Source organism: Methylobacillus draconifructus, assembly GCF_045984385.1.
Taxonomy (GTDB): domain Bacteria; phylum Pseudomonadota; class Gammaproteobacteria; order Burkholderiales; family Methylophilaceae; genus Methylobacillus; species Methylobacillus flagellatus_A.
Genome location: NZ_JBJQIJ010000001.1, coordinates 286,981 through 310,394 on the forward strand (window position 1 = coordinate 286,981; position 23,414 = coordinate 310,394).

General features: G+C 57.8%; 21 protein-coding genes and 2 tRNA genes. 4 read left to right on the forward strand and 19 right to left on the reverse strand.

Annotation, left to right across the window (positions count from 1 at the left end; translation table 11 throughout):
* Positions 1-136 precede the first annotated feature (136 nt).
* The gene (locus tag ACKF11_RS01450) at positions 137-1,249 is read right to left on the reverse strand and encodes a DNA topoisomerase IB (protein WP_407995702.1); all 1,113 of its coding nucleotides are present in this window, start codon (positions 1,247-1,249) and stop codon (positions 137-139) included.
* Positions 1,250-1,506: 257 nt separating this feature from the next.
* On the opposite strand from ACKF11_RS01450, the gene ACKF11_RS01455 reads away from it, so the two are divergent.
* A complete protein-coding gene (locus ACKF11_RS01455) occupies positions 1,507-1,971 on the forward strand; it encodes an Hsp20 family protein (RefSeq protein ID WP_407995703.1) in 465 nt (154 codons plus the stop codon).
* A 163-nt stretch (positions 1,972-2,134) separates the two neighbouring features.
* Positions 2,135-3,091 carry a DUF72 domain-containing protein gene (locus ACKF11_RS01460; RefSeq protein WP_407995704.1) on the forward strand — a complete coding sequence of 319 codons (957 nt, stop codon included), beginning with the start codon at positions 2,135-2,137 and terminating at the stop codon, positions 3,089-3,091.
* A gap of 185 nt (positions 3,092-3,276) precedes the next feature.
* Here the strand turns inward: ACKF11_RS01460 and ACKF11_RS01465 are convergent, their stop codons facing one another.
* The 12 genes from ACKF11_RS01465 to mog form a co-directional block, all read right to left on the reverse strand.
* Complete coding sequence (locus ACKF11_RS01465) at positions 3,277-4,251, reverse strand: hypothetical protein (protein WP_407995705.1); 975 nt, start codon at positions 4,249-4,251, stop codon at positions 3,277-3,279.
* A 6-nt stretch (positions 4,252-4,257) separates the two neighbouring features.
* The gene (locus tag ACKF11_RS01470; protein ID WP_407995706.1) at positions 4,258-5,241 is read right to left on the reverse strand and encodes a DGQHR domain-containing protein; all 984 of its coding nucleotides are present in this window, start codon (positions 5,239-5,241) and stop codon (positions 4,258-4,260) included.
* A 945-nt stretch (positions 5,242-6,186) separates the two neighbouring features.
* Positions 6,187-6,263: transfer RNA gene (locus ACKF11_RS01475), tRNA-Arg, on the reverse strand.
* Between the two features lie 79 nt (positions 6,264-6,342).
* A tRNA-Ser gene (locus tag ACKF11_RS01480) sits at positions 6,343-6,436 on the reverse strand.
* A 61-nt stretch (positions 6,437-6,497) separates the two neighbouring features.
* The gene (locus ACKF11_RS01485) at positions 6,498-7,724 is read right to left on the reverse strand and encodes an aspartate kinase (RefSeq protein WP_407995090.1); all 1,227 of its coding nucleotides are present in this window, start codon (positions 7,722-7,724) and stop codon (positions 6,498-6,500) included.
* 66 nt (positions 7,725-7,790) lie between these two features.
* The gene (gene alaS, locus ACKF11_RS01490; RefSeq protein WP_407995707.1) at positions 7,791-10,415 is read right to left on the reverse strand and encodes an alanine--tRNA ligase; all 2,625 of its coding nucleotides are present in this window, start codon (positions 10,413-10,415) and stop codon (positions 7,791-7,793) included.
* Between the two features lie 67 nt (positions 10,416-10,482).
* Positions 10,483-10,950 carry a recombination regulator RecX gene (gene recX, locus ACKF11_RS01495; RefSeq protein WP_407995708.1) on the reverse strand — a complete coding sequence of 156 codons (468 nt, stop codon included), beginning with the start codon at positions 10,948-10,950 and terminating at the stop codon, positions 10,483-10,485.
* A complete protein-coding gene (gene recA / locus ACKF11_RS01500; protein WP_309564458.1) occupies positions 10,931-11,965 on the reverse strand; it encodes a recombinase RecA in 1,035 nt (344 codons plus the stop codon). The genes recX and recA overlap by 20 nt, the downstream gene beginning before the upstream one ends.
* 44 nt (positions 11,966-12,009) lie before the next feature.
* A complete protein-coding gene (gene pncC / locus ACKF11_RS01505) occupies positions 12,010-12,513 on the reverse strand; it encodes a nicotinamide-nucleotide amidase (protein ID WP_407995092.1) in 504 nt (167 codons plus the stop codon).
* Positions 12,489-12,980, reverse strand: coding sequence for a phosphatidylglycerophosphatase A family protein (locus ACKF11_RS01510; protein WP_407995709.1), 492 nt, complete (start codon positions 12,978-12,980; stop codon positions 12,489-12,491). The genes pncC and ACKF11_RS01510 overlap by 25 nt, the downstream gene beginning before the upstream one ends.
* Positions 12,964-13,920 (reverse strand): thiamine-phosphate kinase, encoded by a 957-nt coding sequence (gene thiL / locus ACKF11_RS01515; protein WP_407995710.1) that lies wholly within the window; start codon positions 13,918-13,920, stop codon positions 12,964-12,966. Before thiL ends, ACKF11_RS01510 begins: the two co-directional genes overlap by 17 nt.
* 3 nt (positions 13,921-13,923) lie before the next feature.
* On the reverse strand, positions 13,924-14,511 hold the full coding sequence (gene mog / locus ACKF11_RS01520; protein ID WP_407995095.1) for a molybdopterin adenylyltransferase: 588 nt from the start codon (positions 14,509-14,511) through the stop codon (positions 13,924-13,926).
* Positions 14,512-14,625: 114 nt separating this feature from the next.
* Here mog and ACKF11_RS01525 point away from each other — a divergent pair, with 114 nt between their 5' ends.
* Together ACKF11_RS01525 and ACKF11_RS01530 are read left to right on the forward strand one after the other, a co-directional pair.
* Complete coding sequence (locus tag ACKF11_RS01525; RefSeq protein ID WP_407995711.1) at positions 14,626-15,396, forward strand: PDZ domain-containing protein; 771 nt, start codon at positions 14,626-14,628, stop codon at positions 15,394-15,396.
* 79 nt (positions 15,397-15,475) lie between these two features.
* The gene (locus ACKF11_RS01530) at positions 15,476-17,515 is read left to right on the forward strand and encodes a site-specific recombinase (RefSeq protein ID WP_407995712.1); all 2,040 of its coding nucleotides are present in this window, start codon (positions 15,476-15,478) and stop codon (positions 17,513-17,515) included.
* Positions 17,516-17,521: 6 nt separating this feature from the next.
* Here ACKF11_RS01530 and ACKF11_RS01535 read toward each other — a convergent pair whose 3' ends face one another.
* From ACKF11_RS01535 to ACKF11_RS01560, 6 genes are read right to left on the reverse strand one after another with little or no spacing between them, the layout of a single operon-like run.
* Positions 17,522-17,890 carry a Na+/H+ antiporter subunit G gene (locus tag ACKF11_RS01535; protein ID WP_309564465.1) on the reverse strand — a complete coding sequence of 123 codons (369 nt, stop codon included), beginning with the start codon at positions 17,888-17,890 and terminating at the stop codon, positions 17,522-17,524.
* Complete coding sequence (locus ACKF11_RS01540; RefSeq protein ID WP_230347967.1) at positions 17,887-18,156, reverse strand: K+/H+ antiporter subunit F; 270 nt, start codon at positions 18,154-18,156, stop codon at positions 17,887-17,889. Before ACKF11_RS01540 ends, ACKF11_RS01535 begins: the two co-directional genes overlap by 4 nt.
* Complete coding sequence (locus tag ACKF11_RS01545; RefSeq protein ID WP_407995098.1) at positions 18,153-18,641, reverse strand: Na+/H+ antiporter subunit E; 489 nt, start codon at positions 18,639-18,641, stop codon at positions 18,153-18,155. Before ACKF11_RS01545 ends, ACKF11_RS01540 begins: the two co-directional genes overlap by 4 nt.
* Complete coding sequence (locus tag ACKF11_RS01550) at positions 18,641-20,173, reverse strand: monovalent cation/H+ antiporter subunit D (RefSeq protein WP_407995099.1); 1,533 nt, start codon at positions 20,171-20,173, stop codon at positions 18,641-18,643. The genes ACKF11_RS01545 and ACKF11_RS01550 overlap by 1 nt, the downstream gene beginning before the upstream one ends.
* Positions 20,170-20,499, reverse strand: a complete 330-nt coding sequence (locus ACKF11_RS01555) for a Na+/H+ antiporter subunit C (protein ID WP_407995713.1) — start codon at positions 20,497-20,499, stop codon at positions 20,170-20,172. Before ACKF11_RS01555 ends, ACKF11_RS01550 begins: the two co-directional genes overlap by 4 nt.
* Positions 20,487-23,384 (reverse strand): monovalent cation/H+ antiporter subunit A, encoded by a 2,898-nt coding sequence (locus ACKF11_RS01560; RefSeq protein WP_407995714.1) that lies wholly within the window; start codon positions 23,382-23,384, stop codon positions 20,487-20,489. The genes ACKF11_RS01555 and ACKF11_RS01560 overlap by 13 nt, the downstream gene beginning before the upstream one ends.
* Positions 23,385-23,414: the final 30 nt, after the last annotated feature.

Sequence of the window (23,414 nt, forward strand, 5' to 3'; positions counted from 1 at the left end):
GTTGATTGCAATTCAGCACGTACCCGGTGTCAACCATGGTGGGTTTATCCTCGTCCGTCAGTGGAGCGCCACGATCGGCCTGTTGACTGCAGCAAGGTGCAGGCTGCCGCTTTGCAAGTTCCTATGGTTGCCGGCATCAGGCTGGCTGTTTCACCCCGGCATGGCGTTGTAGCAACGCCAGCACGTCCTGCTCAGCCGCCTGCCAGGCGTCGAGCTCCTGCGGCTGGCTGTGTTTGCGCAGGGCTGCGAACAGTTTTCCGGTCATGTAGATATCGATGATGAGCGGATGCACATAGCACTTGCGGCAGATGCTGGGCGTATTGCCGAGCTTGCGTGCGGCTTCGGTAATCGCGGCCAGCACATTCTTCTTGGCTTGCGACTGGTTCTCGAACGGCTCGGCGGCCGATAGCGTGTGGAAGGTCTGCACCGTGCCCGACCAGGTGCGGAAATCCTTGGCCGTGTAGTCGCGCCCGGTGATGCGCTTGAGGTAGTCGTTGACGTCGCTGGAATCGATGGCGTGGCGCTTGCCATCGTCGTCGAGGTACTGGAACAACTCTTGGCCGGGCAGCTCCTTCATCTTGCGCACCAGCCGCGCCAGCCTGGCATTCTGAATCTCGATTGCATGTTCCACCCGGCTTTTGCCCTTGAAGTGAAAGGCGATCCGTCCGCCGCTGACCTCGACGTGGCGGTTGCGCAGGGTGGTCAGGCCGAAAGAGCGGTTGCTGCGCGCATATTCGTCGTTGCCGACGCGGATCATGGTGGTTTCCAGCAGCGCGACCACCAGGGCCAGCACCTTGTCCCGGCTCAGGCCGGGCTGTGCTAGCTCGGCATCTATGCGCTCGCGGATCATGGGCAGGTGCAGGGCGAAATCGATGATGTGCTCGAACTTGGCCTCGTCGCGGATCGCGCGCCATTCCTTGTGGTAGCGGTACTGCTTGCGCTGCCTGGCATCGTAGCCGGTGGCTTGCAGGTGGCCATTGGCATAGGGGCATATCCATACCTTCTCCCAGGCCGGCGGAATGGCGAGCGAGCGGATGCGTGCCAATTGCTTTTCGTCCCGCACTGGGCGGCCCTGCGTATCCACATAGCGGAATCCCTTGGCAGTACGCTTGCGGCCGAAGCCGGGCTTTTCGTCCTGCACGTAGCGCAGGCGCGCGGCTTGCGCCGACAGCTCCATGTCTCCATGCAGCTCGCTGCCCAGCGTCTCGTTGAGTTGGGCAGTACATTCGTCCATCTTCGTGTCCGGCATAGCGCAACTCCGCAGTGTGGTGGGCAGAGATAAAGACCGTCCGAGGCATGAAAAAGTGCCGTGCAGTGCACTCCACGCAAGCATAGTGTTTCAACCGTGTAAATCTGCAATGAGCAAATACCTGGAACCGCGCCGCATTGAATTGCGCTTCGGATATCCTCTTGAAAAATAAATGGCCATCCCTATTTTCTGAAACAAGCAGATGCCCATCATGGGGTCTGCCATGTTCAATCGCTTAAATCAGAAAGGATGACATCATGCGTACATTTGATTTTTCGCCACTGTATCGTTCTGCCATTGGTTTTGACCGGTTGGCCCAATTAATCGCCGAGGCCCAGCGCAGCGAGAACGACATCAGCTATCCGCCTTACAACATCGAACTGCTCAGCGACGACCAATATAAAATCGTCATGGCCGTGGCGGGGTTTGACGAATCTGAACTGCATATCGAGACCGAACAGCAAAAGCTCAAGGTCCAAGGCCGCCATGCCAGGGATGCTGAAGCCAAATCACGCAACTACCTGCACCAGGGCATTGCCGCGCGCGATTTCGAACATACCTTCCAGCTGGCTGACCATGTCAAGGTGACCAATGCCTCGCTGGACAAAGGCCTGTTGACGATCGAGCTGGTACGGGAGGTGCCCGAAGCGCTCAAGCCCCGCAAGATCGATATCCGAGTAGAGAGCAATCCTAAACTGCTGGAGGAACGGCAAGCAGCTTGATGCCTTTAGCGACACCGTAAAGCACGGGGCTGGCATTGCTAGCCCTTTTTGTTTGGTGGGCATCCAATTGGTATAGCGCGAAGTGTAACCTTGGTGCGGTTTTGCGCGTCAGGGCAGGGCATCCATATTCTGAACTTCCCGTTTTTGCCGCAGCCAAAACACCATGGCTGCTCATATCCGTATCGGCATATCAGGCTGGCGTTATGCGCCCTGGCGCAACGTCTTCTATCCCAAAGGGCTGGTGCAAAAGCGCGAGCTCGAATTCGCCTCGCGCGCCTTGCCGACGATAGAACTGAACGGCTCCTTTTATGCATTGCAGCGCCCGAGCAGTTATTTGCATTGGTACGAGCAGACGCCGCCGGGCTTCATCTTCAGCATCAAGGCAACGCGCTACATTACCCATGTCCTGCGCCTGAGAGATGTCGAACAGCCTATGGCGAATTTCTTTGCTTCCGGGTTATTGCTGCTGAAGGAAAAACTGGGCCCCATCCTATGGCAGTTCCCGCCCAGCTTCCGGTTCGACGCCACCCTGTTTGAACACTTCCTGAAACTGTTGCCGCACGATACCCATGCCGCCGCCAAACTGGCGGAACACCGCGATGCGTCCATGTATGGACGCGAATACATCAAGGCGGAAGAAAAACGCCCTTTGCGTCATGCCGTCGAAATCCGCAATCAAAGCTTTGAAACCCCGGAATTCATTGCGCTGCTGCGCAAATACAAGGTAGCGCTGGTGATAGCCGATACGGCCGGCAAATGGCCTGACAAGAAAGATATCACCGCCGACTTCACCTATTTGCGCTTGCACGGCGCTGAAGCACTGTACGCCAGCGGCTACACGGACAAGGCGCTGGATGACTGGGCGCTGCGGATTGAAGCCTGGAGTAAAGGCACGCAGCCAAAAGATGCCCGCCTGATTTCAGACCAGGCACCTCTGCCGCGAAAGTCTCGTGATGTGTATTGCTACTTTGATAACGATATCAAAGTCAAAGCGCCTTTCGATGCGCGCAAGCTTTTGAGACGGCTGGATATGGAATCTGGCTTGGCTGAGTTGGATTGGTCTCATGCAGAAGAGTCGGGGAAGTTAAATCCTACTAAAGTCCGTACTAATAAATCGTAAGTTGATCCAATTTACAACTCAAAGAAAAGCCGATTAGCATAACCGGTATTTAAATATATTCTGTCCAAAGAGATTTCAACTTCTGACCTCTTAAGTTTGTAAAGAGGCGCTTAGAAAATAAAAATATATTAAATCAGCCTATTACAGCGCTTATTAAATCTAAACACCGTCTAAAGAAACTATAGCTAAATCCCAGCTGTTGTTAAAAAAGAAATTGGACCTTTTTTAAGAAAGTGAGCTGCCGGTGTATTAAAGTTACTCATTTTTTCTAAGGTTGCTTTGCACCAAGAAACCATGAACGCACAAACAGCAATAAACTTTTGTAAATTATCAGTGTTTACATTGACCAAGCTAGGGTCAGGAGTTTGCTTCCATATGTCGTCAAAAATTTTGATAATCTGTTCGCTATCCATCTCACAGTCTTTATAAGGATGCCATACATCATAGTCCAAACGATAATTTATATTGTTGCGAACGAAGGACAGCCAATTAAAGTTTGTTGATCCAACTCCACATAGCATTTTCTTAATAGTATCTAATTCCTTCTTTGCCTTTTTTTTGTCATCTTTAACTAAGCTTGTAGAGTTCGATATTTTTAATTCTAGACTTGAAATAAACTTGGAAAAGGATTCCCAGAATTTTCCGTGCACTCCTCCGTTAGAATTTACTATAGAAAGTGTTACCTCAAGACTCGCTACAGAATATTCAATGAAATACACCCCTGGCTGGGGAGTTGTTTTAGCTTTACTGGGACAAGGGAATCCGCACAAACGTGCGGTATCTTTTAATGATGTGATTTGAAGTATATCTATGTTTGTGCTTGAGTATCCAAAACATCTCATTAAAGCATTAGCTGCGAAATAGGCTGAATAATAAGCTCTAACTAGTATCCACCCACTTGAATAAGGGAAGATCGGGTTTTTCGTTAGTCCTTCTGCGCTTTCAAAGGCTGCACTACTTAGCCTTGATAGGTCATTCGAAAAAGCTTTGGTTAGTTCTTCAGTGGAGCGCGGAAATACCTCTATTTTTTTATTCGTTGGAACTTGGGAAATCAAATAATCACCGGTTAAGAACCAATTTTGTAATCCCTCAGTAGCATTTGATTTGATTCGAATCAAATCATGCAACCAAAAAAATTTCGCTAATTCAACTAATGTCATAGCTATTCAAATGGAAAGAGTAACCTTCATGGCTTTTAGAAAATCATTTGCTAATGATGTATGAGTCCCACTTGGGTTTGTAAAGGTACTGCTTTTCATTTCAAAGATAGGTTTAATAACCCTAGAAAAATTATCAGGAGTATATTGCTTGCCATGTTTATCTTGAACTCTGCTTATGCAGTCGGGGAATATTGTCGCAAATGCTCGGAAAGTGGTTTTGTTGGTTATAGCTTTTTCTATTTTTTTGTTACGTAACCCTGATGTAACAGCATGAAAAAATGAATTAGTTGTAGTATAAATATCATAACTACTTTTGTTTTCTTTCCAGTAAGTTAGCAAAGGTTTGAATGCTGCATTGAAAGTAACTCTTGATAATTTTGTGCTGCTTGCTTTAGTTGGGCTTGTTAATCCAGCTAGCGCACTAGACTCATCCTGATCATATAAATCAAAAACCTCACCCAATAGTGCTTCTTCATCACTATTGCTTGCAGCTAAGCTTTTAATAGCCAAAATTAGCTCTTTGGGGACAGGTTTTTGCTTGGTATTTATATCAATGAATAACTGTGCTTCTTGAGCTTTCGTCAAATTGTCATACACAACAACTGGAATACGCATTTGCTTTCTAGCTAGTGCAAAACCAAAAACACGATGTTGACCATCAATAATCAAGAATGAGTGAGGGTCGAAAATAAACGAAATAGTTTTTCCTCGATCTACTAGCTTGAATTTAGCCTCAGGTTGAGCCGAAAGAACAATGGAATTCGGAATAGTTCCTAAACCGTTATCAATGTAGTCAGCAATAGCCTGGGCTCTTTTTAGGTCTAGTACTCTCTGAAATCCTAACAAAGTGTCTTCTTCTTTTGTTGTCGCAAAACAGCACTTGGCAAGTAAATCACTTTCAATTGTGAATGTAAAAAAACGATGATCGCCTTGTCGTACTTGGCTAACCGATATTCTTTGTTCAGATCCGTAAACCGGTAATGGATCCATATTTTTCTCCCAAACTCAATTTAAACCTAAACCAATCTCAGTAATATACATTGACAAGCCGTTCTTGTGTTATAAGAATTTAATAGTCATATGCTTTTACCTTTAAGATGCTTAAGAAGCAGCTTGCCATGCAAGTTGTCGTCCAGCTCTATCTTTCTGGTTATATTTTGAGGTTATGGATGAATGGACAGGCATGTTCGCCTTTCCCTGCAGATAATTGTTAGAGTATCTAGTTCACAGGCCCAACGGATGTCTCGCATATATCAAGATTTTATGGATACCTTGCGCATAAATTAGTGCCTTTTATCATAGAAAAGCTATGTCTGCTGATGACGTGAGCTTGGAACTATCGATTTCATGCTGACGGTAAGGTGAATGATCTCCTCGGATTTTGCCTCGCTTCAGGACATGGAGAATTGGGATGTGAAGCCTAGATAAATCGTGCAAATGCTACCCAGTATACTATCGATAGTTTTTTCTTCGGCTGCTCGGTGGGCCTGGTGGCGATATATCTAAACAAGATGCTGGAGATAGTTAAGAGCAATAAAGGCTATCTCGTACCGGTAGGAAATAGATAAGGGGGTGGCCAAAACTAAAGTTTGTCGGATAGAGTTTCATATTAGAGCGTGAAATTTTGAAGTAACTAGGTATTCGTACGTTCGCAGAGGCAGGCATTGAGCATTTCCGCTTGTACAATTTACACCACCACACTTGGGCAAGCTGGCATGTGCAAAATGTGGTACGCCATTATTTGCCTTGCAGGGTTAGGTGGTTGGGAAAGTCCAGAAATAGTGCGGCGTTATGCGCATCTATCAGCAGATCACCTAGCGCCTTATGCTAAAACAAACTGAGCGGATTGGGTGCTTGAACTGTGACAGCGCAAGGCACAAATCTGTCACAACATAGAAAACAAAAAGGGCTAGCCTAAGCTAACCCTTGAAAATTTGGCGCGCCCGAAGAGATTCGAACTCCTGACCCCTTGGTTCGTAGCCAAGTACTCTATCCAGCTGAGCTACGGGCGCGTGTGTGAGGCGTGCATTATACGCGAAGATGAGATTTATGCCAGCATAATTTCATTCTTTGCTACACGCCGTTGTCGTGTGGCGGAGAGCGAGGGATTCGAACCCTCGATACAGGTTTAAGCCCGTATGCTTCCTTAGCAGGGAAGTGCCTTCGACCACTCGGCCAGCTCTCCGCACGAGGGCGTAACAATACTTGATTACGCCGCAAAAATCAACGCCAAAACGGCGTAATTCTTAAACTTCTTCTAGTCCGAAAGCCTTATGCAGGACGCGTACGGCCAATTCCATGTATTTCTCGTCTATGACGACGGAAATCTTGATCTCGGAGGTGGAGATCATCTGGATGTTGATGCCTTCTTCCGCCAGTGTGCGGAACATCTGGCTGGCGATGCCGACGTGCGAGCGCATGCCGACACCGACCACGGAGACTTTGGCGGTCTTGTCGTCGCCGATGATCTCGCGCGCGCCGATATGGCCTTGCACCTTGTCGCGCAAGATGTCCAGGGCCTTCTGCAGGTCGTTCTTGTGCACGGTGAAGGTAAAGTCGGTGGTGCCGTCGGCGGCGACGTTCTGGATGATGATGTCGACGTCGATGTTGGCGTCCGCCACGGGGCCCAGGATCTGGTAGGCGATGCCTGGGCGGTCGGGCACGCCCAGGACGGTGATTTTGGCTTCGTCGCGGTTGAAGGCGATGCCGGAGATGATCGGTTGTTCCATGTTGTTGTCGTCCTCGAATGTAATCAGCGTGCCTTCGCCTTCTTCCTCGAAGCTGGAAAGCACGCGCAGTTTGACCTTGTATTTGCCTGCAAACTCGACCGAGCGGATTTGCAGCACCTTGGAGCCCAGGCTGGCCATTTCCAGCATTTCCTCGAAGGTGACCGACTTGAGGCGGCGCGCTTCGGGCACGACGCGCGGGTCGGTGGTGTAGACGCCGTCCACATCGGTGTAGATCTGGCATTCGTCGGCCTTGAGCGCGGCTGCAAGCGCGACGCCGGTGGTGTCGGAGCCGCCGCGGCCCAGCGTGGTGATGTTGCCGTGCTCGTCCACGCCCTGGAAGCCGGCCACGACGACGACGTAGCCGTCATCGAGGTCCTTGCGGATGCGTTCTTCGTCGATCTTGAGGATGCGCGCCTTGGTGTGCGCGTTGTCGGTGACGATGCTGACTTGGCTGCCGGTGTAGCTCTTGGCTTTGACGCCGAGCTCCATGAGCGCCATGGAGAGCAGGGCGATGGTGACTTGCTCGCCGGTGGAGACCAGCACGTCCAGCTCGCGCGGGTGCGGGTTGGGCATCACTTCTTTGGCGAGTCCGATCAGGCGGTTGGTCTCGCCTGACATGGCGGAGACCACGACCACGACCTGCTGCCCCAGCGCCTTGTGGCGCGCTACGCGGCGGGCGACGTTGCCGATGCGTTCTGGATTGGCGACCGAGGTGCCGCCGTATTTCTGTACGATAAGTGCCATATCTATGTCGGTATCAAAGGTGCATCAATAAAACACCGGCGCTTGCGGTGCAGGCGCCGGCGGCTGTTAATTCAGTTTTTCTCCCACCCAGCCGGCAACGCTGGCGAGCGCCTGCGGCAGCTTGCCGGCATCGGTGCCGCCCGCCATGGCCATGTCCGGCTTGCCGCCGCCCTTGCCGCCGACTTGCGCGGCGACGAAGTTGACCAGCTCGCCGGCCTTGACCTTGGCGAGGGTGTCTGCGGTCACGCCCGCGGCGACGCTGACCTTGTCGCCGTTGACGCTGGCGAGCACGATGGCGGCGGTCTTGAGCTTGTCCTTGAGTTTGTCCATGGTTTCGCGCAGGGTGTTGGCGTCAGCGCCTTCCAGCGTGGCGGCCAGCACCTTGACGCCGTTGACTTCCACGGCCTGGCTGGCGAGCTCGTCGCCTTGCGAGGAGGCCAGCTTGGATTTGAGGCGGGCGAGTTCCTTTTCCAGTGACTTGACCTGGTCCAGGGTCTGGCTGATCTTTCCAGCCAGCTCGGCCGCAGGCGCCTTGAAGGAGGCGGCTGCGTCTGTAAGCAGTTGCTGCTGCTGCTGGATGTAATGCAATGCCACATCGCCGGTTGCGGCCTCGATACGGCGCACGCCCGCGGCGACGCCGGATTCGGAGACGACCTTGAACAGGCCGATGTCGCCGGTGCGGCTCACATGGGTGCCGCCGCAGAGTTCGCGCGAGCTGCCGATGTCGATCACGCGCACTTCGTCGCCGTACTTCTCGCCGAATAGCATCATGGCGCCGGTCTTCTGCGCTTCGTCAATCGGCATCACGCGGGCCTGGGTCGGCGCGTTGGCGAGGATCTCGGCGTTGACGATCTCCTCGATGCGGCGAATTTCCTCGGCGGTGACCGGGGCGTTGTGCGAGAAGTCGAAACGGGTTTTATCAGAATCTACTAGCGAGCCCTTTTGCTGCACGTGGCCGCCCAACACTTCGCGCAATGCCTTGTGCATGAGGTGGGTGGCGGAGTGGTGACGCATGGTGCGGTGGCGCGAGGCGAGGTCCACGCGCGCGCTGACTTCGTCGCCCACGCGTAGCGTCCCGGTGCTCAATACGCCGTGGTGGCCGAACACACTGGCCTGGATTTTCAGGGTGTCTTCCACCTGGAAGATGCCTTCCGCCCCCTTCAAGATGCCTTGGTCGCCGACCTGGCCGCCGGATTCGGCATAGAACGGGGTGTTGTCGAGCACGACCACGCCCAGCTCGCCTTCGTTGAGGGCGTCGACCGCGCTGCCGTCCTTGTATAGCGCCAATACCTTGCCTTGCGCTTCGAGCGTGTCGTAGCCGTGGAAAGTGGTCGCGGCGCCTGTGTATTCCAAGTTGGCCGCCATCTTGAACTTGCCTGCCGCGCGGGCCTGTTCCTTCTGGCGCGCCATGGCGGCGTCGAATGCGGCGGAATCCACGCTGACCTCGCGCTCGCGGCAGACGTCTGCAGTCAAGTCGAGCGGGAAGCCGAAGGTGTCGTGCAGCTTGAAGGCGGTTTCGCCGTTGAATACCTTGTTGCCAGTCTTGGCCATTTCCTCAAGCTCGGCTTCGAGGATCGCCATGCCGTGCTCGATGGTCTCGAAGAAGCGGTCTTCTTCCAGGCGCAGGATATCGGTGATGCGCTGCTCGCCGCTCTTGAGTTCGGGATAGGCGTCGCCCATCTCGGCCACCAGTTCCGCCACCAGCTTGTAGAAGAACGCGGCGCGCGCGCCCAGCTTGTAGCCGTGGCGGATCGCGCGGCGGATGATGCGGCGCAGCACGTAGCCGCGGCCTTCGTTGCCCGGGATGACGCCGTCGGCGATCAGGAAGCTGCAGGCGCGGATATGGTCGGCCAGCACCTTGAGCGACGGGCTGTCGAGGTCTGCGGTGCTGGTGACGCGGGCAGCGGCCTTGATCAGATGCTGGAACAGGTCGATCTCATAGTTGCTGTGCACGCCTTGCAACACAGCGGCAATGCGCTCCAGGCCCATGCCGGTATCGACGGAGGGCTTGGGCAGCGGGTGCATCACACCTTGCTCGTCGCGGTTGAACTGCATGAAGACGTTGTTCCAGATTTCGATGAAGCGGTCGCCGTCTTCCTCCGGGCTGCCGGGAGGGCCGCCCCAGATGTGCTCGCCGTGGTCGTAGAAAATCTCGGTACAGGGGCCGCAGGGGCCGGTGTCGCCCATCATCCAGAAATTGTCTGAGGCGTAGCGCGCGCCCTTGTTGTCGCCGATGCGGATCACGCGCTCGGCGGGCACGCCGATTTCCTTGGTCCAGATGTCGTAGGCTTCGTCATCCTCGGCATAGACGGTGACGGTGAGCTTATCCTTGGGCAGTTTGAAGACTTCGGTGAGCAGTTCCCAGGCATAGTTGATGGCGTCGCGCTTGAAGTAGTCGCCGAAGCTGAAGTTGCCTAGCATCTCGAAGAAGGTGTGGTGACGCGCGGTGTAGCCGACATTCTCGAGGTCGTTGTGCTTGCCGCCCGCCCGCACACACTTCTGCGATGAGGTGGCGCGGGTGTAGGGGCGCTTGTCGAAACCGAGGAACACGTCCTTGAACTGGTTCATCCCGGCGTTGGTGAAGAGCAGGGTGGGGTCGCCTGCCGGGACCAGCGAGCTGGAACTGACGATCTGGTGGCCCTTGGAGGCGAAATAGTCCAGGAAGGCCTGGCGAATCTGGTTGCTCTTCATTGATGTGTGTTCTTGCTCAAAACGTTAATGTCAAAAATCCAATATGCGCGGGATGCTGCCCGCCGCATCACTCGATATCTTCCGGGCTGCCGCGCAGCACCTTGCGTATCACTTCAAAACCGAAGCCGCGCCCTTGCAGGAAGCGCGCTTGCTTCGCCCATTCCTCCCGCGATTGCGGCGGCTGGGAAAACTTCTTGCGGTAAACCGCCGTAGCGGCTTCCAGTTCGTCCGGGGCCATGCCCGCCACGGCCTTGCCGATCAGTTCGTCGCTGACGCCGTGCTGCCTGAGCTCATGCGCCACGCGCAGGCTGCCGTAACGGCCCTTGCGGGCATGCACGATCTGCTCGGTATAACGTGTATCGGATAGCCAGCCGCGTTTCTTGAAGTCCTCCAGCAGGGCGGGGAGGTCGTCCTCCTCTCCCGCATGGGGACTCAGCTTGTGCAGCAACTCCTGATAGGAATATTCTCGCCGTGCCAGATATGCCAAAGCCCGCTCTCGCAGGCTGGTGGCAGGTTTATTCGTCGTCTTCTTCATCCGGCGCCGTCGTCATCGCGGCATTGGCCAGATTGGAGTGCTCGCGAATCTTGGCGTCGATCTCATTGGCGATTTCTGGGTGTTCCCGGAGGAATTCGCGCGCATTGTCCTTGCCCTGGCCGATCTTTTCGCCCTTGTAGCTGTACCATGCGCCAGCCTTCTCGACCAGCTTGAGGTTGACGCCCAGTTCGATGATTTCGCCTTCGCGCGAGATGCCTTCGCCGTAGAGGATGTCGAACTCCGCCTGCTTGAACGGCGGGGAAACCTTGTTCTTCACCACCTTGACGCGGGTTTCGGAACCGGTGATCTCGTCACCCTTCTTGATCGCGCCGGTACGGCGGATATCCAGGCGCACGGAAGCGTAGAACTTGAGTGCGTTGCCGCCGGTGGTGGTTTCGGGGTTGCCGAACATCACGCCGATCTTCATGCGGATCTGGTTGATGAAAATGACCAATGTGTTGGTGCGCTTAATGTTGGCGGTGAGCTTGCGCAGCGCCTGGGACATCAGGCGGGCTTGCAGGCCCATGTGCGAGTCGCCCATTTCGCCTTCGATTTCGGCTTTTGGCGTCAGCGCGGCAACGGAGTCGACCACGACGATGTCGACGGAGCCCGAGCGCACCAGCATGTCGGCGATTTCCAGTGCCTGTTCGCCGGTATCGGGTTGGGAGATCAGCAACTCGGAGACATTCACGCCGAGCTTCTGCGCATATTGCGGGTCGAGCGCGTGTTCGGCGTCGATGAAGGCTGCCGTGCCGCCCAGTTTCTGCATTTGCGCGATCACGGACAATGTCAGCGTGGTCTTGCCGGAGGATTCGGGGCCGTAGATTTCGACAATGCGGCCGCGCGGCAAGCCGCCGATGCCCAGGGCGATGTCTAGGCCCAGGGAGCCGGTAGAGACTGCCTGGATGTCAGCGGCGACGTCGGTGTCGCCCATGCGCATGATGGAGCCCTTGCCGAATTGTTTCTCGATTTGCGAGAGGGCGGCGGCCAGCGCTTTGCTTCTATTTTCATCCATCAGTGAATACCTTTTCGAGTTGCCTGCTAAAGCCTGCAATTATTTCATAAATCAGTGGCTAAGGTAAGTTGCAACAAGCCTGTTAATGCGGTTTTGACAGACTGCCTGCGCACGGCTTCCCTGTCGCCGGAAAAGTGGTGGGTGCGGGTGACGATGCGGCCGTCGCGGTGGGCCCAGCCGAAGCACACGGTGCCTACCGGCTTTTGCTCGCTTCCGCCGTCCGGCCCGGCGATCCCGGTAATCGACGCGCTGATGTCGGCCGTGCTGTAGGCGAGTGCGCCAAGGGCCATCTCCTTGGCGGTTTCCTCGCTGACCGCCCCGTGCTGCCTCAAGGTTTCGCCGCCCACCCCGAGCATTTGCTGCTTGGCTTCATTGCTGTAGGTGACGAAGCCGCGGTCGAAGCAGGAAGAACTGCCCGGGACGGCCGTCACGCATTGCGCGGCCCAGCCGCCGGTGCAGGATTCGGCCAGGGCGAGCCTGAAGCCCTGCTTGATCAGGGTTTCGCCCAGCGTGTGCGAAAGGCTTAAAAGCTCTGCATCATCCACCATTGTGTTCCTTTCAATACGGCAATTGCATAGATCGCGGCCAGCAGGTCGTCCAGCATCACGCCGAAGCCGCCGTGCACTTGGCGGTCCAGGATGCGGATCGGGAATGGTTTCCAGATGTCGAACAGGCGGAACAAGATGAAGGCGTACAGCCACCACTCCCATGCCTTGGGCGTGAATTCCAGTACCAGCATGAAGGCCACGATCTCGTCCCAGACGATGCCGCCATGGTCGTCGACGCCCAGGTTGCGCCCGGTGATGCCGCAGAGCGGGATGCCAACCAGGAACAGGAGCGCCAGGATGGGAAGGTGGCTCGCCTCGGGCAATAGCATCAGCAAGCCGAACAATGGCAGGGCGGCCAATGTGCCGCAGGTGCCCGGACCTTTGCGCGCCAGGCCGCTGCCAAAGCCCAGTGCGAGAAAATGCGCGGGGTGGCGCAGCAGGAAATGTCGGTCAGGCAAAATGGTCAAAACCGTGCTCCTTGATGGCGAGAGGCGTATCGTCCAGGCCTTGGACGACGAGTTGCCGCGTATCTGTGATGCGGCCAATCACGGCCATGTCCAGGCCCAATTGCCGGCCGATGCCGGCAATCTTCTGCCTGTTCTCAGTCGGGGCGGTAAAACATAACTCATAATCATCGCCGCCGGCCAATATCATTTTCTGTATTGCTTCTTCGTGAGAGTATGCGCTTACAATTTTTGATGTGGGAATCGTCTTTAGCCACACCTCCGCTCCCACTTGCGAGTTTTCCAGGATATGCCCGAGGTCTGCCAGCAGCCCGTCGGAAATATCCAGCGCGCCATGTGCCAGCCCTCTCAATGCCAATCCCAATGCAACCCTGGGCTCGGGCTGGTGCAAGGCTTTGCTGCAGGCACCGAGCTCTGCATCGCTGAGCGGATAACTGCCCTTGATGGCGGCCAAGGCCAGGGCGGCGTCGCCCAAGTGGCCCGAGACCCAGATGTCGTCGCCCGCTCGTGCCTGGCTACGCAACAGGGCAGCTCTCGGCGGCGCTTCGCCCATGATTTGCACATTGATGGTCAACGGCCCGCGCGTGGTGTCGCCGCCTATCAGAGCGATGTCGAACTGCCCGGCACAGGCGAAGAAGCCTTCGGCAAACCCTGCAACCCAGTTTTCGTCCGCCTCGGGCAAGGCAAGCGACAATGTCGCCCAGCGCGGCTGCGCACCCATGGCCGCCATATCTGAGACGTTGACTGCCAACGATTTCCACCCGATCAGCCATGGATCGGTATCAGGATAAAAGTGAGTGTTTGCTACCAGCATGTCGGTCGATATGGCGAGTTCCATGCCGGGGGATACCTTGATCAATGCAGCATCGTCGCCTACCCCAAGCACGGCCGACGGATGGGGGCGCTGGAAATAGCGCCGTATCAGGTCGAATTCCGATGCCATGGCTCAGGCCGGCTTTTGGGCCGACTTTGGACGGAAGGCTTGCACGATATCGGGATTGGTTTCGATATAGGGCGCCTCGATCAGGTCCAGGCAGTAGGGCACGGCGGCGAAAATGCCGTGCACCACGGTGTTGCCGCTTTCGTCCTTCAATCCCTCCAGCGTCTGGGCGATGGCCTTGGGCTGACCCGGGAGATTGATGATCAGGCAGCGCTTGCGGATCACCGCGACCTGACGCGAAAGGATCGCGGTCGGCACGAATTGCAGGCTGATCTGGCGCATTTGCTCGCCAAAGCCGGGCATGACCTTGTCCGCCACCGCCAGTGTGGCTTCCGGCGTCACGTCGCGTACGGCAGGGCCGGTGCCGCCCGTGGTCAGCACCAGGTTGCAGCCTTCGAAGTCGACCAGGTCGCACAATGTGGATTCAATTTCCTCCTGCTCGTCAGGAATCACGCGCAACGCGCTTTCCCAAGGAGTGGTGAGCGCGCGGCCAAGCCATTCCTGCAAGGAGGGGATGCCCTTGTCTTCGTATACGCCGGTAAAGGCACGGTCGCTGATGGAAACCAGCCCGATGCGGATAGTGTCTGTTGCCATGATTATGCTTCTGGGGATTTAAGTCATAATGATCCCGGCACAATTGCGCGCCGGGAATGAAAAAAACGTGGTTTCATCATACCATTGTCACCAGGAAAAACGAGTGGAGGGGATATGCGCCCATATTTACGACCATATTTAATAGTGCTGTTGCTTGCCATGCTGGCAGCCTGTAGCAAGCCGGTGGTCAAGGAGACCGTGCCGGAAAAGCCGGTGGCGCCTGAACCTGTGGTGGAGGTGCCGCAAGAGGAAAACCTGTATACCCAGCACTATGTGGCGCGCCAGCTGCACGGCGTCAAGCTCAGCCCGGGCTCGGCCGAACCCACTATCTACAAGGGTGTGAGGGAGACCGACGATTACCAGCGTATGCTGAATGACGGTTACGAGATGCTCGGCTACTCGAGCTTCGAGGCTGGCGACGTGCCGCCATCGCGCGCGGTGGCTCATGCCTCCAAGGTACAGGCGGACGTCGTGGTCGTGTATACGAAACTGATTGCGGCGCCGACGGCGGCCATGAGGATGCAGAAAATCAAGGAACAGGCGAAGACCCAGGCAAGCGCAGGCGGCAGCGGGGAGTTCTACAGTTATTTTGCAACCTACTGGGCCAAGCTGGCGCCGCCCGCGCTGGGCGTGCACGTGATGCAGCGCAGCAAGGATGATCCCGGGCCTGGCGTGACCGTCCTAGCGGTGATTACCGGCTCTCCCGCAGCGCAGGCGGGAGTGGCGGTCGGCGACGTATTGCTCAGCCTGGGGGGGGAAGCGCTTTCTTCCGCCCAGGTGCTGCAGCAAGCGACGCACCGTCATGCCGGGCAGGAGGTGGAGTTGGTATTGCGCCGGGTCAACGCCGAGAAGCGATTGCGCGTGACGCTGGGCGCGGCGTTATAGTAGACAATATCTCAAGCGGAACGCTTTACGATAAAAAAAGCATCTTCAACCAGACCATAAAAACATTACCGATAGAAATATGCTGATGGAACATATCCTGCGCGATTACGCACGACACAATACCAATGCCGCCCGCTTGCTTGCCGACCTGGTGGCGGAAATCCGACCGCGGCAGAACAGCGATACCGGCCATGCGGCCCACGCAGTGCAGGCGCTTTGCCATGTATTGAACAGCGACCCTGGGAAGGCGCAGGTGCTGAGGGATGCCATCGTGAGCCTGCTGGTGGGACGGAAGCCCATATCGCTGTACGTGGATTCCGGCATCCAGCCTAACAGCGGTTTCTTTACCGAATTGTCGCGGCGCATCGGGCACAAGATACTCCCGGACGCCATCAACCCGGCCTATCTCAAGGACTTGTTCGGGCAGATATTCCCGAAGGGCGGCGACGAGACATGGGTGGCCGCGGTGCCGGATGAGGTCTGGCTGCAGCTCGTGCATGCCTTGCGCTTCCACGAGGTGCCCGCGGACAAGGTGGCGGAATGCCAGAAGAGCCTGCTGGATGCGGCGCAGGTATTGTCCTATCGCTTGGCGGCTTCCGGCCTGGAGCCGGAGCTGATCCGCAACCATCCCGAGATCGAATACCACGATTCGCCCTTCATTACCCAGAGCGTTGAGCTGCAGGCCTTGCTCGCCATGCCCCTGGAGCAGCAGCACGATGTCGGGCATATCCTCGTGATGCTGGACCAGTGCCGGGAGGTGATCGCCAAGATCCGGCGCAACAGCTCGCAAACCGGGACCAGCGTGCACCTCACCTTCCTGCTGCAGCGCATGAGCCAGCAGGTTCGGCGCCTCGAGAGCCTGCTGGGCATCATCAAGCTGGTGCGCAGCGATGCGGATGCCGGGACGGCGATGGTGCAATTGTTCAAGACGCTGGTTTCCGCGGAGCGGCACAAGAACGACGTGCGGCAGCATTTCCGCGAGAACGTCGAGCTGATGGCCTTGCGCGTCACGGAGAATGCCAGCCGCACCGGCGAGCATTACATCACTGAAACGCGCAGCGAGTATTTCGGCTTGATGCGGTCCGCCATGGGCGCAGGCGTGATCATTGCGCTCATGACCATGCTCAAGATCATCGCGGCCAAGCACCATTACGCGCCGCTGACCGAGGCGATCCTGTTCAGCCTCAATTACGGCCTGGGTTTCGCGCTGATCCATATCCTGCATTTCACGGTGGCGACCAAGCAGCCGGCAATGACGGCGGCCGCGATTGCCGCGAGCATCGACGCGAGTGACCGCAAGAACAAGAACCTTGACAAGCTGGTCACCATCATCGCGCAGACTTTCCGCAGCCAGACCATAGCCATTCTCGGCAACGTCATGATGGCGGTGCCCGTCGCGATGCTGGTGGGCTGGCTGATCCTGAGCGTGACGGGGCAGCATTTCATCACGCCGGAAAAAGCCCATGCGTTATTGGATGCCAACGACCCGTTCCACAGCGGCGCCGTGTTCTATGCCGCGATTGCCGGGGTGTGCCTGTTCCTGTCAGGCCTGATTGCGGGCTACCACGACAACCTGGCGGTCTATAACAAGATTCCGCAGCGCCTGCGGGCGCTGGGCTGGCTGGAGTGGCTGCTGGGCCCGTCGCGCCTGGACCGCGTGGCGCGCTATGTAGAGAATAACCTCGGGGCGCTGGCCGGCAATTTCTATTTCGGCTGCCTGCTGGGCGGGATGTCCGGCCTGGGCGTGCTGCTTGGCCTGCCCATCGATATCCGCCACATTGCGTTTGCGTCGGCGTTTACCGGCTATTCCTTCGTCGCGCTGGATTTTCTGTTTTCCTGGCAGGTATTGGTGACGGCCATCCTGGGCATCTGGCTGATCGGCACCACCAACCTGGTGGTGAGTTTCAGTCTGGCGCTGTATGTGGCAATGAAGTCGCGCAAGGTGACGTTTGCCCAGTGGCGCTTGCTGCTTAAGACATTGGCCAAGCGCTTCATCCAGAACCCGGCCTTGTTCCTGTTGCCCCCCAAGCGCGACACCGGGATGGAGGTGGAGGATCTTGAGCGTGCGGCGGACGAGCATGCTCATGTCCATGCTACGGACAAGCCGCCAGCGCATTGAGCCGGGCTAATCCAGCGTCTGGTAGGGCTTGTGCTGGCTGTTCTTGCGCGCAATGGCCTCGTCCGGCAAGGGCACCAGCGATTCCACCTTGAGGTGCAGCGCCGATTTTGCCAGCAAGTGCGCGCTGATCGGCGCAGTGATGAACAGGAACAGGGTGATCAGCACTTCGTGCAGGCTGACGCCGTCGCCCTGCACGCTGAAGAAAATGGACGAAGCGATCAACAGGCTGCCGACGCCCAGCGTCGTGCCCTTGGTCGGCCCATGCAGGCGCGTGTAGAAGTCGCGCAGGCGCGCGAGCCCGAGCGAGCCGATGAAGGTGAGCAATGCGCCGGTGACGATCAGCAGCGAAAGCAGGATTTCCAGCACGATGTTCATTCGATGATGTCCCCCCGCAGCAGGTATTTGCACATGGCGATGGTGCCGATGAAGCCCATGAGTGCGATGAGCAATGCCGCCTCGAAGTACACCATGCTCTTGATGTGGATGCCGAACACCACCAGCAGGGCAATGGTGTTGATATAGAGCGTGTCCAGCGCCAGGATGCGGTCGGGCGCGCTGGGCCCCTTGAGCAGGCGCCAGGCGTTCAGCGCCAGCGCGGCCGAGACCAGCACGAATGCGATGTGGATGGCGATTTCTATCATTCCTCGAAAATCTCCTTCAGTGGCAGTTCGTAACGTGTTTTGATGGTGTGGATGAAGGCGTCGATGTCATCGACGTCTATCGTGTGCACCAGGATGCTTTTGCGGTCGGGCGCAAGCAGTGCCGAGAGCGAGCCCGGAGTGAGGCAGGTGGTGTTCGCCAGGATGCTCATCGCGAAATCGGAATCGAGGTCGATCGGCACGACGATGAACGCCGGCCGCAGTTTCTCGGGCTTGCCCAGGATGCGCATGGCGACGATGAAGTTGGCCTCGATGATGTCGTATAGCAGGATGCCGCTGAATTTCAGCAGCGTGAGCGGCTTGTGCACCTTGAGCTTGTCGGGCCAGAACTGCAGGGCAAAGAACGGGATGGCCCAGCCCAGCAGCAATCCCAAGGCGATCTGCCCGGGGTCTATGCTGTTGGTGAGCAGCAGCCAGATGACGCCCAGGATGACGGTCAGCAGCGGGTGGGGCAGGAAGCGTTGCATTACTGTTCTCCCTTTCCGAGGACGGCGTGGATATAGGACGGCGTATCCAGCAGTTGGCTGGCCGTGTCCAGGCAGTAGCTGTTGATTGGGCCGGCCCAGAAGGTCATGAGTACGCATAGCGACAACAGCGACAGGATGGGGAGCAGCTCGCGCACGCGCAGCGGCTCGGGCTCGCCCTGTTTGATGTAGGAATTGGTCGAGGTGTCGACCGCATGGGCTTCGAAGAAGAACAGGGTGCCGGTGCGCGCCATGGCGATCACGGTCAACAGGCCATTGGCCAGTATGATCGCCATGATATAGGGCAAGGCGGGATGTTCCAGCGCCGCGCGCAGCAGCATGAACTTGCCGATGAAGCCCGAGAGCGGCGGCAGGCCCGAGGCAATGATGGCCAGGATGAAGAAGGTGGCGCCGAGGAATTTTTGCCTGGTGATCACCAGCCCGGCTTCCAGCCGGTCTTCCATCTGGTCGCGGCGCTGCACGATCAGATCTGCCAGCAGGAACAGCGCGGCGGCGGCAAACGTGGTATGCGGCAGGTAGTACAGTCCGGCTGCGATCCCGGCTTGGGATTCGAGGCTGAAGCCAGTCAGCAGGGTGCCTGCGGAAATCACGACCAGATAGGCGACTTGCTGGCGCAGGCGCTTGCTGCCGAGCAGGCCGAAGCTGCCGATGACGATGGTGGCGAGCGCCATGCCCAGCAGCCAGCCGTCCAGCAGGTTGGCGAGCGGGCCGGCTTCATTGCCGAATACCAGGGTGTAGACGCGCAGGATGCTGTAGGCGCCCACCTTGGTCATGATGGCGAACAGGGCGGCAGCGGGAGCGCTGGTCTGAGAGTAGGCCGAAGGCAGCCAGAGATAGAGCGGCAACAATGCCGCCTTGAGGGCGAACACCACGAACAGGAGCAGGGCCGCAGCCTTGACCAGGCCGACATTGTCCGTGCTGACATGGGTGACCTTGACCGCCATGTCGGCCATATTGAGCGTGCCGAGAATGCCGTAGAGGACGCCGACGGCAAACAGGAACAGCGAGGAGCCGACCACATTGATGACGACGAAGTGCAGGCCGGAGCGGATGCGCTTGCGACCGCCGCCGTGCAGCAACAGGCTGTATGAGGCCAGCAGCAGCACTTCGAAGAACACGAACAGGTTGAACAGGTCGGCCGTGAGGAACGCGCCGTTGAGCCCGAACAATTGCAACTGGAACAGGATATGGAACTGGCGGCCCTGCCTGTCGGTGCCGCGCATGCCGTACACCAGCGCGAACAGCGAGAGCAGGGAGGTGGTAAGCACCAGCAGTGCGGCGAGCCTGTCGGCCATGAGGACGATGCCGAACGGGGCTGGCCAGTTGCTCAACGAATAGACCAGGATGCTGCCATCGCTGACCGTGCATAGCAGTTTGGCTGCGACAGCAATCAACGCGATGCTGCTGATGCCGGAAATGGCGCGCTTGACGTAGATGCGCTGCTCGCGCAGCAATAGCAGGAAAATGCCGGTAAACAGCGGCAGCAGCAAGGGAACGATGGCAAGGTGGCTCAACGGACTTCCTTTCCATCAACGTGGTCGTTTCCCATTTCGGTACGCGCCTTGAGCGCCAGCACGATGATGTAGGCGGTCATCGCGAAGCTGATGACGATGGCGGTCAGCACCAGCGCTTGCGGCAAGGGGTCAGCGTAATTGCTGGCCTGCTCGCTGATGATGGGCGGCTTGCCGATGACCAGCCGTCCCATCATGAACAGGAACAGGTTGACGGCATAGGACAGCAGGGTCAGGCCGAGCACGACGGGAAAAGTGTGGCTGCGCAGGCAGAGATAGACGCCCCCTGCGGTGAGTATGCCGATCAGGATGGAGATCAAGGCTTCCATGGCATGTCTTCCTGTTTTTTCGTTGTAGTCTTTTCAGCCTTGTCGATGGCTGCGGCTCGCGCCGGTTTGGGCTCTTTGCCGCCCGTGTTCTTGCCGATGCGGGGCAAGTAGCTGACCTGGTGGATCATGCCCAGGTTGATCAGGATCAGCAGCGAGGTGCCGACCACCACCAGGAACACGCCGATGTCGAACGCCATGGCCGAGGCCAGCTCGAACTCGCCGAGCAGCGGCAGGTGCACGTGCTCGAAAGTCGAGGTGAGGAACGGATAGCCGAAATACCAGCTGGCGACGCCGGTGCTTGCCGCGGTCAGTAGCCCGTAGCCGATGAGCGGATGGGTGTTGGCCGGCAGCTTGCTGCGCGTCCACTCTACCCCGTTGGCAAGATACTGCACGATCAGCGCCGCCGAGGTGATGAGGCCCGCAATGAAGCCGCCGCCGGGCAGGTTGTGCCCGCGCAGCAGGATGAATACCGCCACCAGCATGGCAAGCGGCAGCAGGATGCGGCTGAAGGTGGCGAGGATCAAGGGGTGGGTGTCGGGATTCCACGGGCGGCCTTCGGCATCCTGCTTGGGGCTGAGCAGCTTGAGCTGGTCGAGCATGGCGTAAATGCCCAGGCCGGCCAATGCCAGCACCGTGATCTCGCCCATGGTGTCGAAGCCGCGGAAGTCCACGAGCAATACGTTGACGACATTGGCTCCCCCGCCGCCGCTGACGCTGTTCGCAATGAAGTAGTCGGCGATGGTTTCATATTCGCGGGTCAGCACCGCATAGCTCAGCGCGGCTATCCCTAAGCCGGAAAAAACCGCGATCACGATATCGCGGGCCTGGCGCAGGCGGTCCTGCTCATCCGGCGTTGCCTGCGGCAGGAAGAACAAGGCCAACAACAGCAGCACGGCGGTGATGAACTCCACGGCGAGCTGGGTCAGCGCCAGATCGGGCGCGGAGAACTTCACGAAGGTCAGCGCCACGCCCAGGCCCACTGCGCTTACCAGGATCAGCGCGGTGAAGCGCTGCTGGTGCATGATGACAGTGGCGAGGGCCGCCGCCATCATGATGATGGCGATCATGGCGCTCATGGGGTCTACCGGCAGCATGGCGCGGTTGCCCGCCAGCGGGCCGCCGCCGCTGAGGAAACCGTATCCGCCCAGCACGATCGCCGTGACGAACAATATCCACAACATGCGTTTTTGCGAAAGGTTGTCGGCATTCATGGTGATGGCGCTCGACCAGGCGAACAACCGGCGCATGACGCCGTTGTAGATGATCTTGGCGTCTATCCTGCCGTTGACGAGGCTTTGCAGCGAGAAGAATGCCTCGCGCTGGCGGTATACCAGGATGCCTCCCGCCAGTGCGACCGCACTCATCCACAAGGCGGGCGTCAAGCCGTGCCAAATCGCGAGATGGAAGGCAGGCGGCGCGCTCTGCAGAGCGCTGCCTGCCACCAGTGTGACCAGGGGTTGCGCAATCGCCGGGAACAAGCCGACCACGACGCAGGCGGCCACCAGGATGGCGACCGGAATCTGCATGCCGCTTGACGGGTCGTGAGGCGCCTTGGGCAGGTCGGCAGGCTCGCCGCCAAAGAATACGTTATGGGCGATGCGGATGGAATAGGCGGCGGAGAACACTGCGCCAGCCGTCACGATTGCTGGCAGCAGCCAGGGATGGGCGAAGGTATCGCCATACACGACGACTTGTTCGAGGAACATTTCCTTGGAAACGAAGCCATTGAGGCCGGGGATGCCTGCCATGGCGGCTGCGGCGATGACCATCAGCGCCGCAGTGTAAGGCATGTAGCGCCTGAGGCCGCGCAGCTGGCGCATGTCGCGGGTGCCGGTTTCGTGGTCGACGATCCCGGCCAGCATGAACAGCGAGGCCTTGAAGGTTGCGTGGTTGATGATGTGGAATACGCCGGCGACCACCGCCAGCGGCGTGCCGATGCCGAACAGCGCGACGATCAGGCCGAGATGGCTGATGGTGGAATAGGCCAGCAGCGCCTTCATGTCGTGCTTGAACAGGGCGATGTAGCTGCCTGTGAGGAAAGTGACAATGCCGATGCCGGAGACGATCCAAGTCCACTCCGGCGTGCCGGCGAGCGCTGGAAACAGGCGCGCGAGCAGGAATATACCGGCCTTGACCATGGTGGCGGAGTGCAGGTATGCGGACACCGGGGTGGGCGCGGCCATGGCATTGGGCAGCCAGAAATGGAACGGGAACTGCGCCGACTTGGTGAACACACCAAGCAGGATCAACAGCAGCATGGATGAATAATGCTCGTGGCTGCGGATCGCATCGCCTGCCAGCAGGATGTCGCTGAGGTCGTAGCTGCCCGCCATATTGCCAAGGAGCAGGAAGCCGCCGAGCATCGCGAGCCCGCCGCCGCCCGTGATCGTGAGCGCCATGCGCGCGCCGCGGCTGGCTTCCTCGCGTTGCTGCCAATAACTGATCAGCAGGAACGAGGACAGGCTGGTGAGCTCCCAGAACATCAGCAGCTGGATGATGTTCTCCGAGAGCACGACGCCAAGCATCGAGCCCATGAACAGCAGCAGGTAGGCGTAGAAGCGCCCCATGCTGTCGCGCGGGGAGAGGTAGTAGCGGGCATAGATCACCACGATCAGGCCGACCAGCAGGATCATCAGGCTGAACAACAGCGACAAGCCGTCCAGCCGAAATGCAAGGTCGATGCCCAGCTCGGGCAGCCAGGGGCCGATGCGCTGGATGACGGTTTCGCCTTGCCAGACCTGTATCGCCAGCGGCCACAGCAGGAATAGCGACAGCGTTGCAGAAAGGATGGCGACCCAGGCGGACGAGTAGCGTCCCAGCCTGGTGCTGAGTTTGGTGAGAATCGCCCCGAAAAAAGGTACCAGTGTTAAATAAGCTAAGCCCATGAGGTTTAAAAATGCATCGTTAAAGTTTGC

Coding starts and splice junctions, on each gene's coding strand:
- ACKF11_RS01450 (WP_407995702.1), bottom strand. CDS start 1,249: ATGCCGGACACGAAGATGGACGAATGTACTGCCCAACTCAACGAGACG.
- ACKF11_RS01455 (WP_407995703.1), top strand. CDS start 1,507: ATGCGTACATTTGATTTTTCGCCACTGTATCGTTCTGCCATTGGTTTT.
- ACKF11_RS01460 (WP_407995704.1), top strand. CDS start 2,135: ATGGCTGCTCATATCCGTATCGGCATATCAGGCTGGCGTTATGCGCCC.
- ACKF11_RS01465 (WP_407995705.1), bottom strand. CDS start 4,251: ATGACATTAGTTGAATTAGCGAAATTTTTTTGGTTGCATGATTTGATT.
- ACKF11_RS01470 (WP_407995706.1), bottom strand. CDS start 5,241: ATGGATCCATTACCGGTTTACGGATCTGAACAAAGAATATCGGTTAGC.
- ACKF11_RS01485 (WP_407995090.1), bottom strand. CDS start 7,724: ATGGCACTTATCGTACAGAAATACGGCGGCACCTCGGTCGCCAATCCA.
- alaS (WP_407995707.1), bottom strand. CDS start 10,415: ATGAAGAGCAACCAGATTCGCCAGGCCTTCCTGGACTATTTCGCCTCC.
- recX (WP_407995708.1), bottom strand. CDS start 10,950: ATGAAGAAGACGACGAATAAACCTGCCACCAGCCTGCGAGAGCGGGCT.
- recA (WP_309564458.1), bottom strand. CDS start 11,965: ATGGATGAAAATAGAAGCAAAGCGCTGGCCGCCGCCCTCTCGCAAATC.
- pncC (WP_407995092.1), bottom strand. CDS start 12,513: ATGGTGGATGATGCAGAGCTTTTAAGCCTTTCGCACACGCTGGGCGAA.
- thiL (WP_407995710.1), bottom strand. CDS start 13,920: ATGGCATCGGAATTCGACCTGATACGGCGCTATTTCCAGCGCCCCCAT.
- mog (WP_407995095.1), bottom strand. CDS start 14,511: ATGGCAACAGACACTATCCGCATCGGGCTGGTTTCCATCAGCGACCGT.
- ACKF11_RS01525 (WP_407995711.1), top strand. CDS start 14,626: ATGCGCCCATATTTACGACCATATTTAATAGTGCTGTTGCTTGCCATG.
- ACKF11_RS01530 (WP_407995712.1), top strand. CDS start 15,476: ATGCTGATGGAACATATCCTGCGCGATTACGCACGACACAATACCAAT.
- ACKF11_RS01535 (WP_309564465.1), bottom strand. CDS start 17,890: ATGAACATCGTGCTGGAAATCCTGCTTTCGCTGCTGATCGTCACCGGC.
- ACKF11_RS01540 (WP_230347967.1), bottom strand. CDS start 18,156: ATGATAGAAATCGCCATCCACATCGCATTCGTGCTGGTCTCGGCCGCG.
- ACKF11_RS01545 (WP_407995098.1), bottom strand. CDS start 18,641: ATGCAACGCTTCCTGCCCCACCCGCTGCTGACCGTCATCCTGGGCGTC.
- ACKF11_RS01555 (WP_407995713.1), bottom strand. CDS start 20,499: ATGGAAGCCTTGATCTCCATCCTGATCGGCATACTCACCGCAGGGGGC.
- ACKF11_RS01560 (WP_407995714.1), bottom strand. CDS start 23,384: ATGGGCTTAGCTTATTTAACACTGGTACCTTTTTTCGGGGCGATTCTC.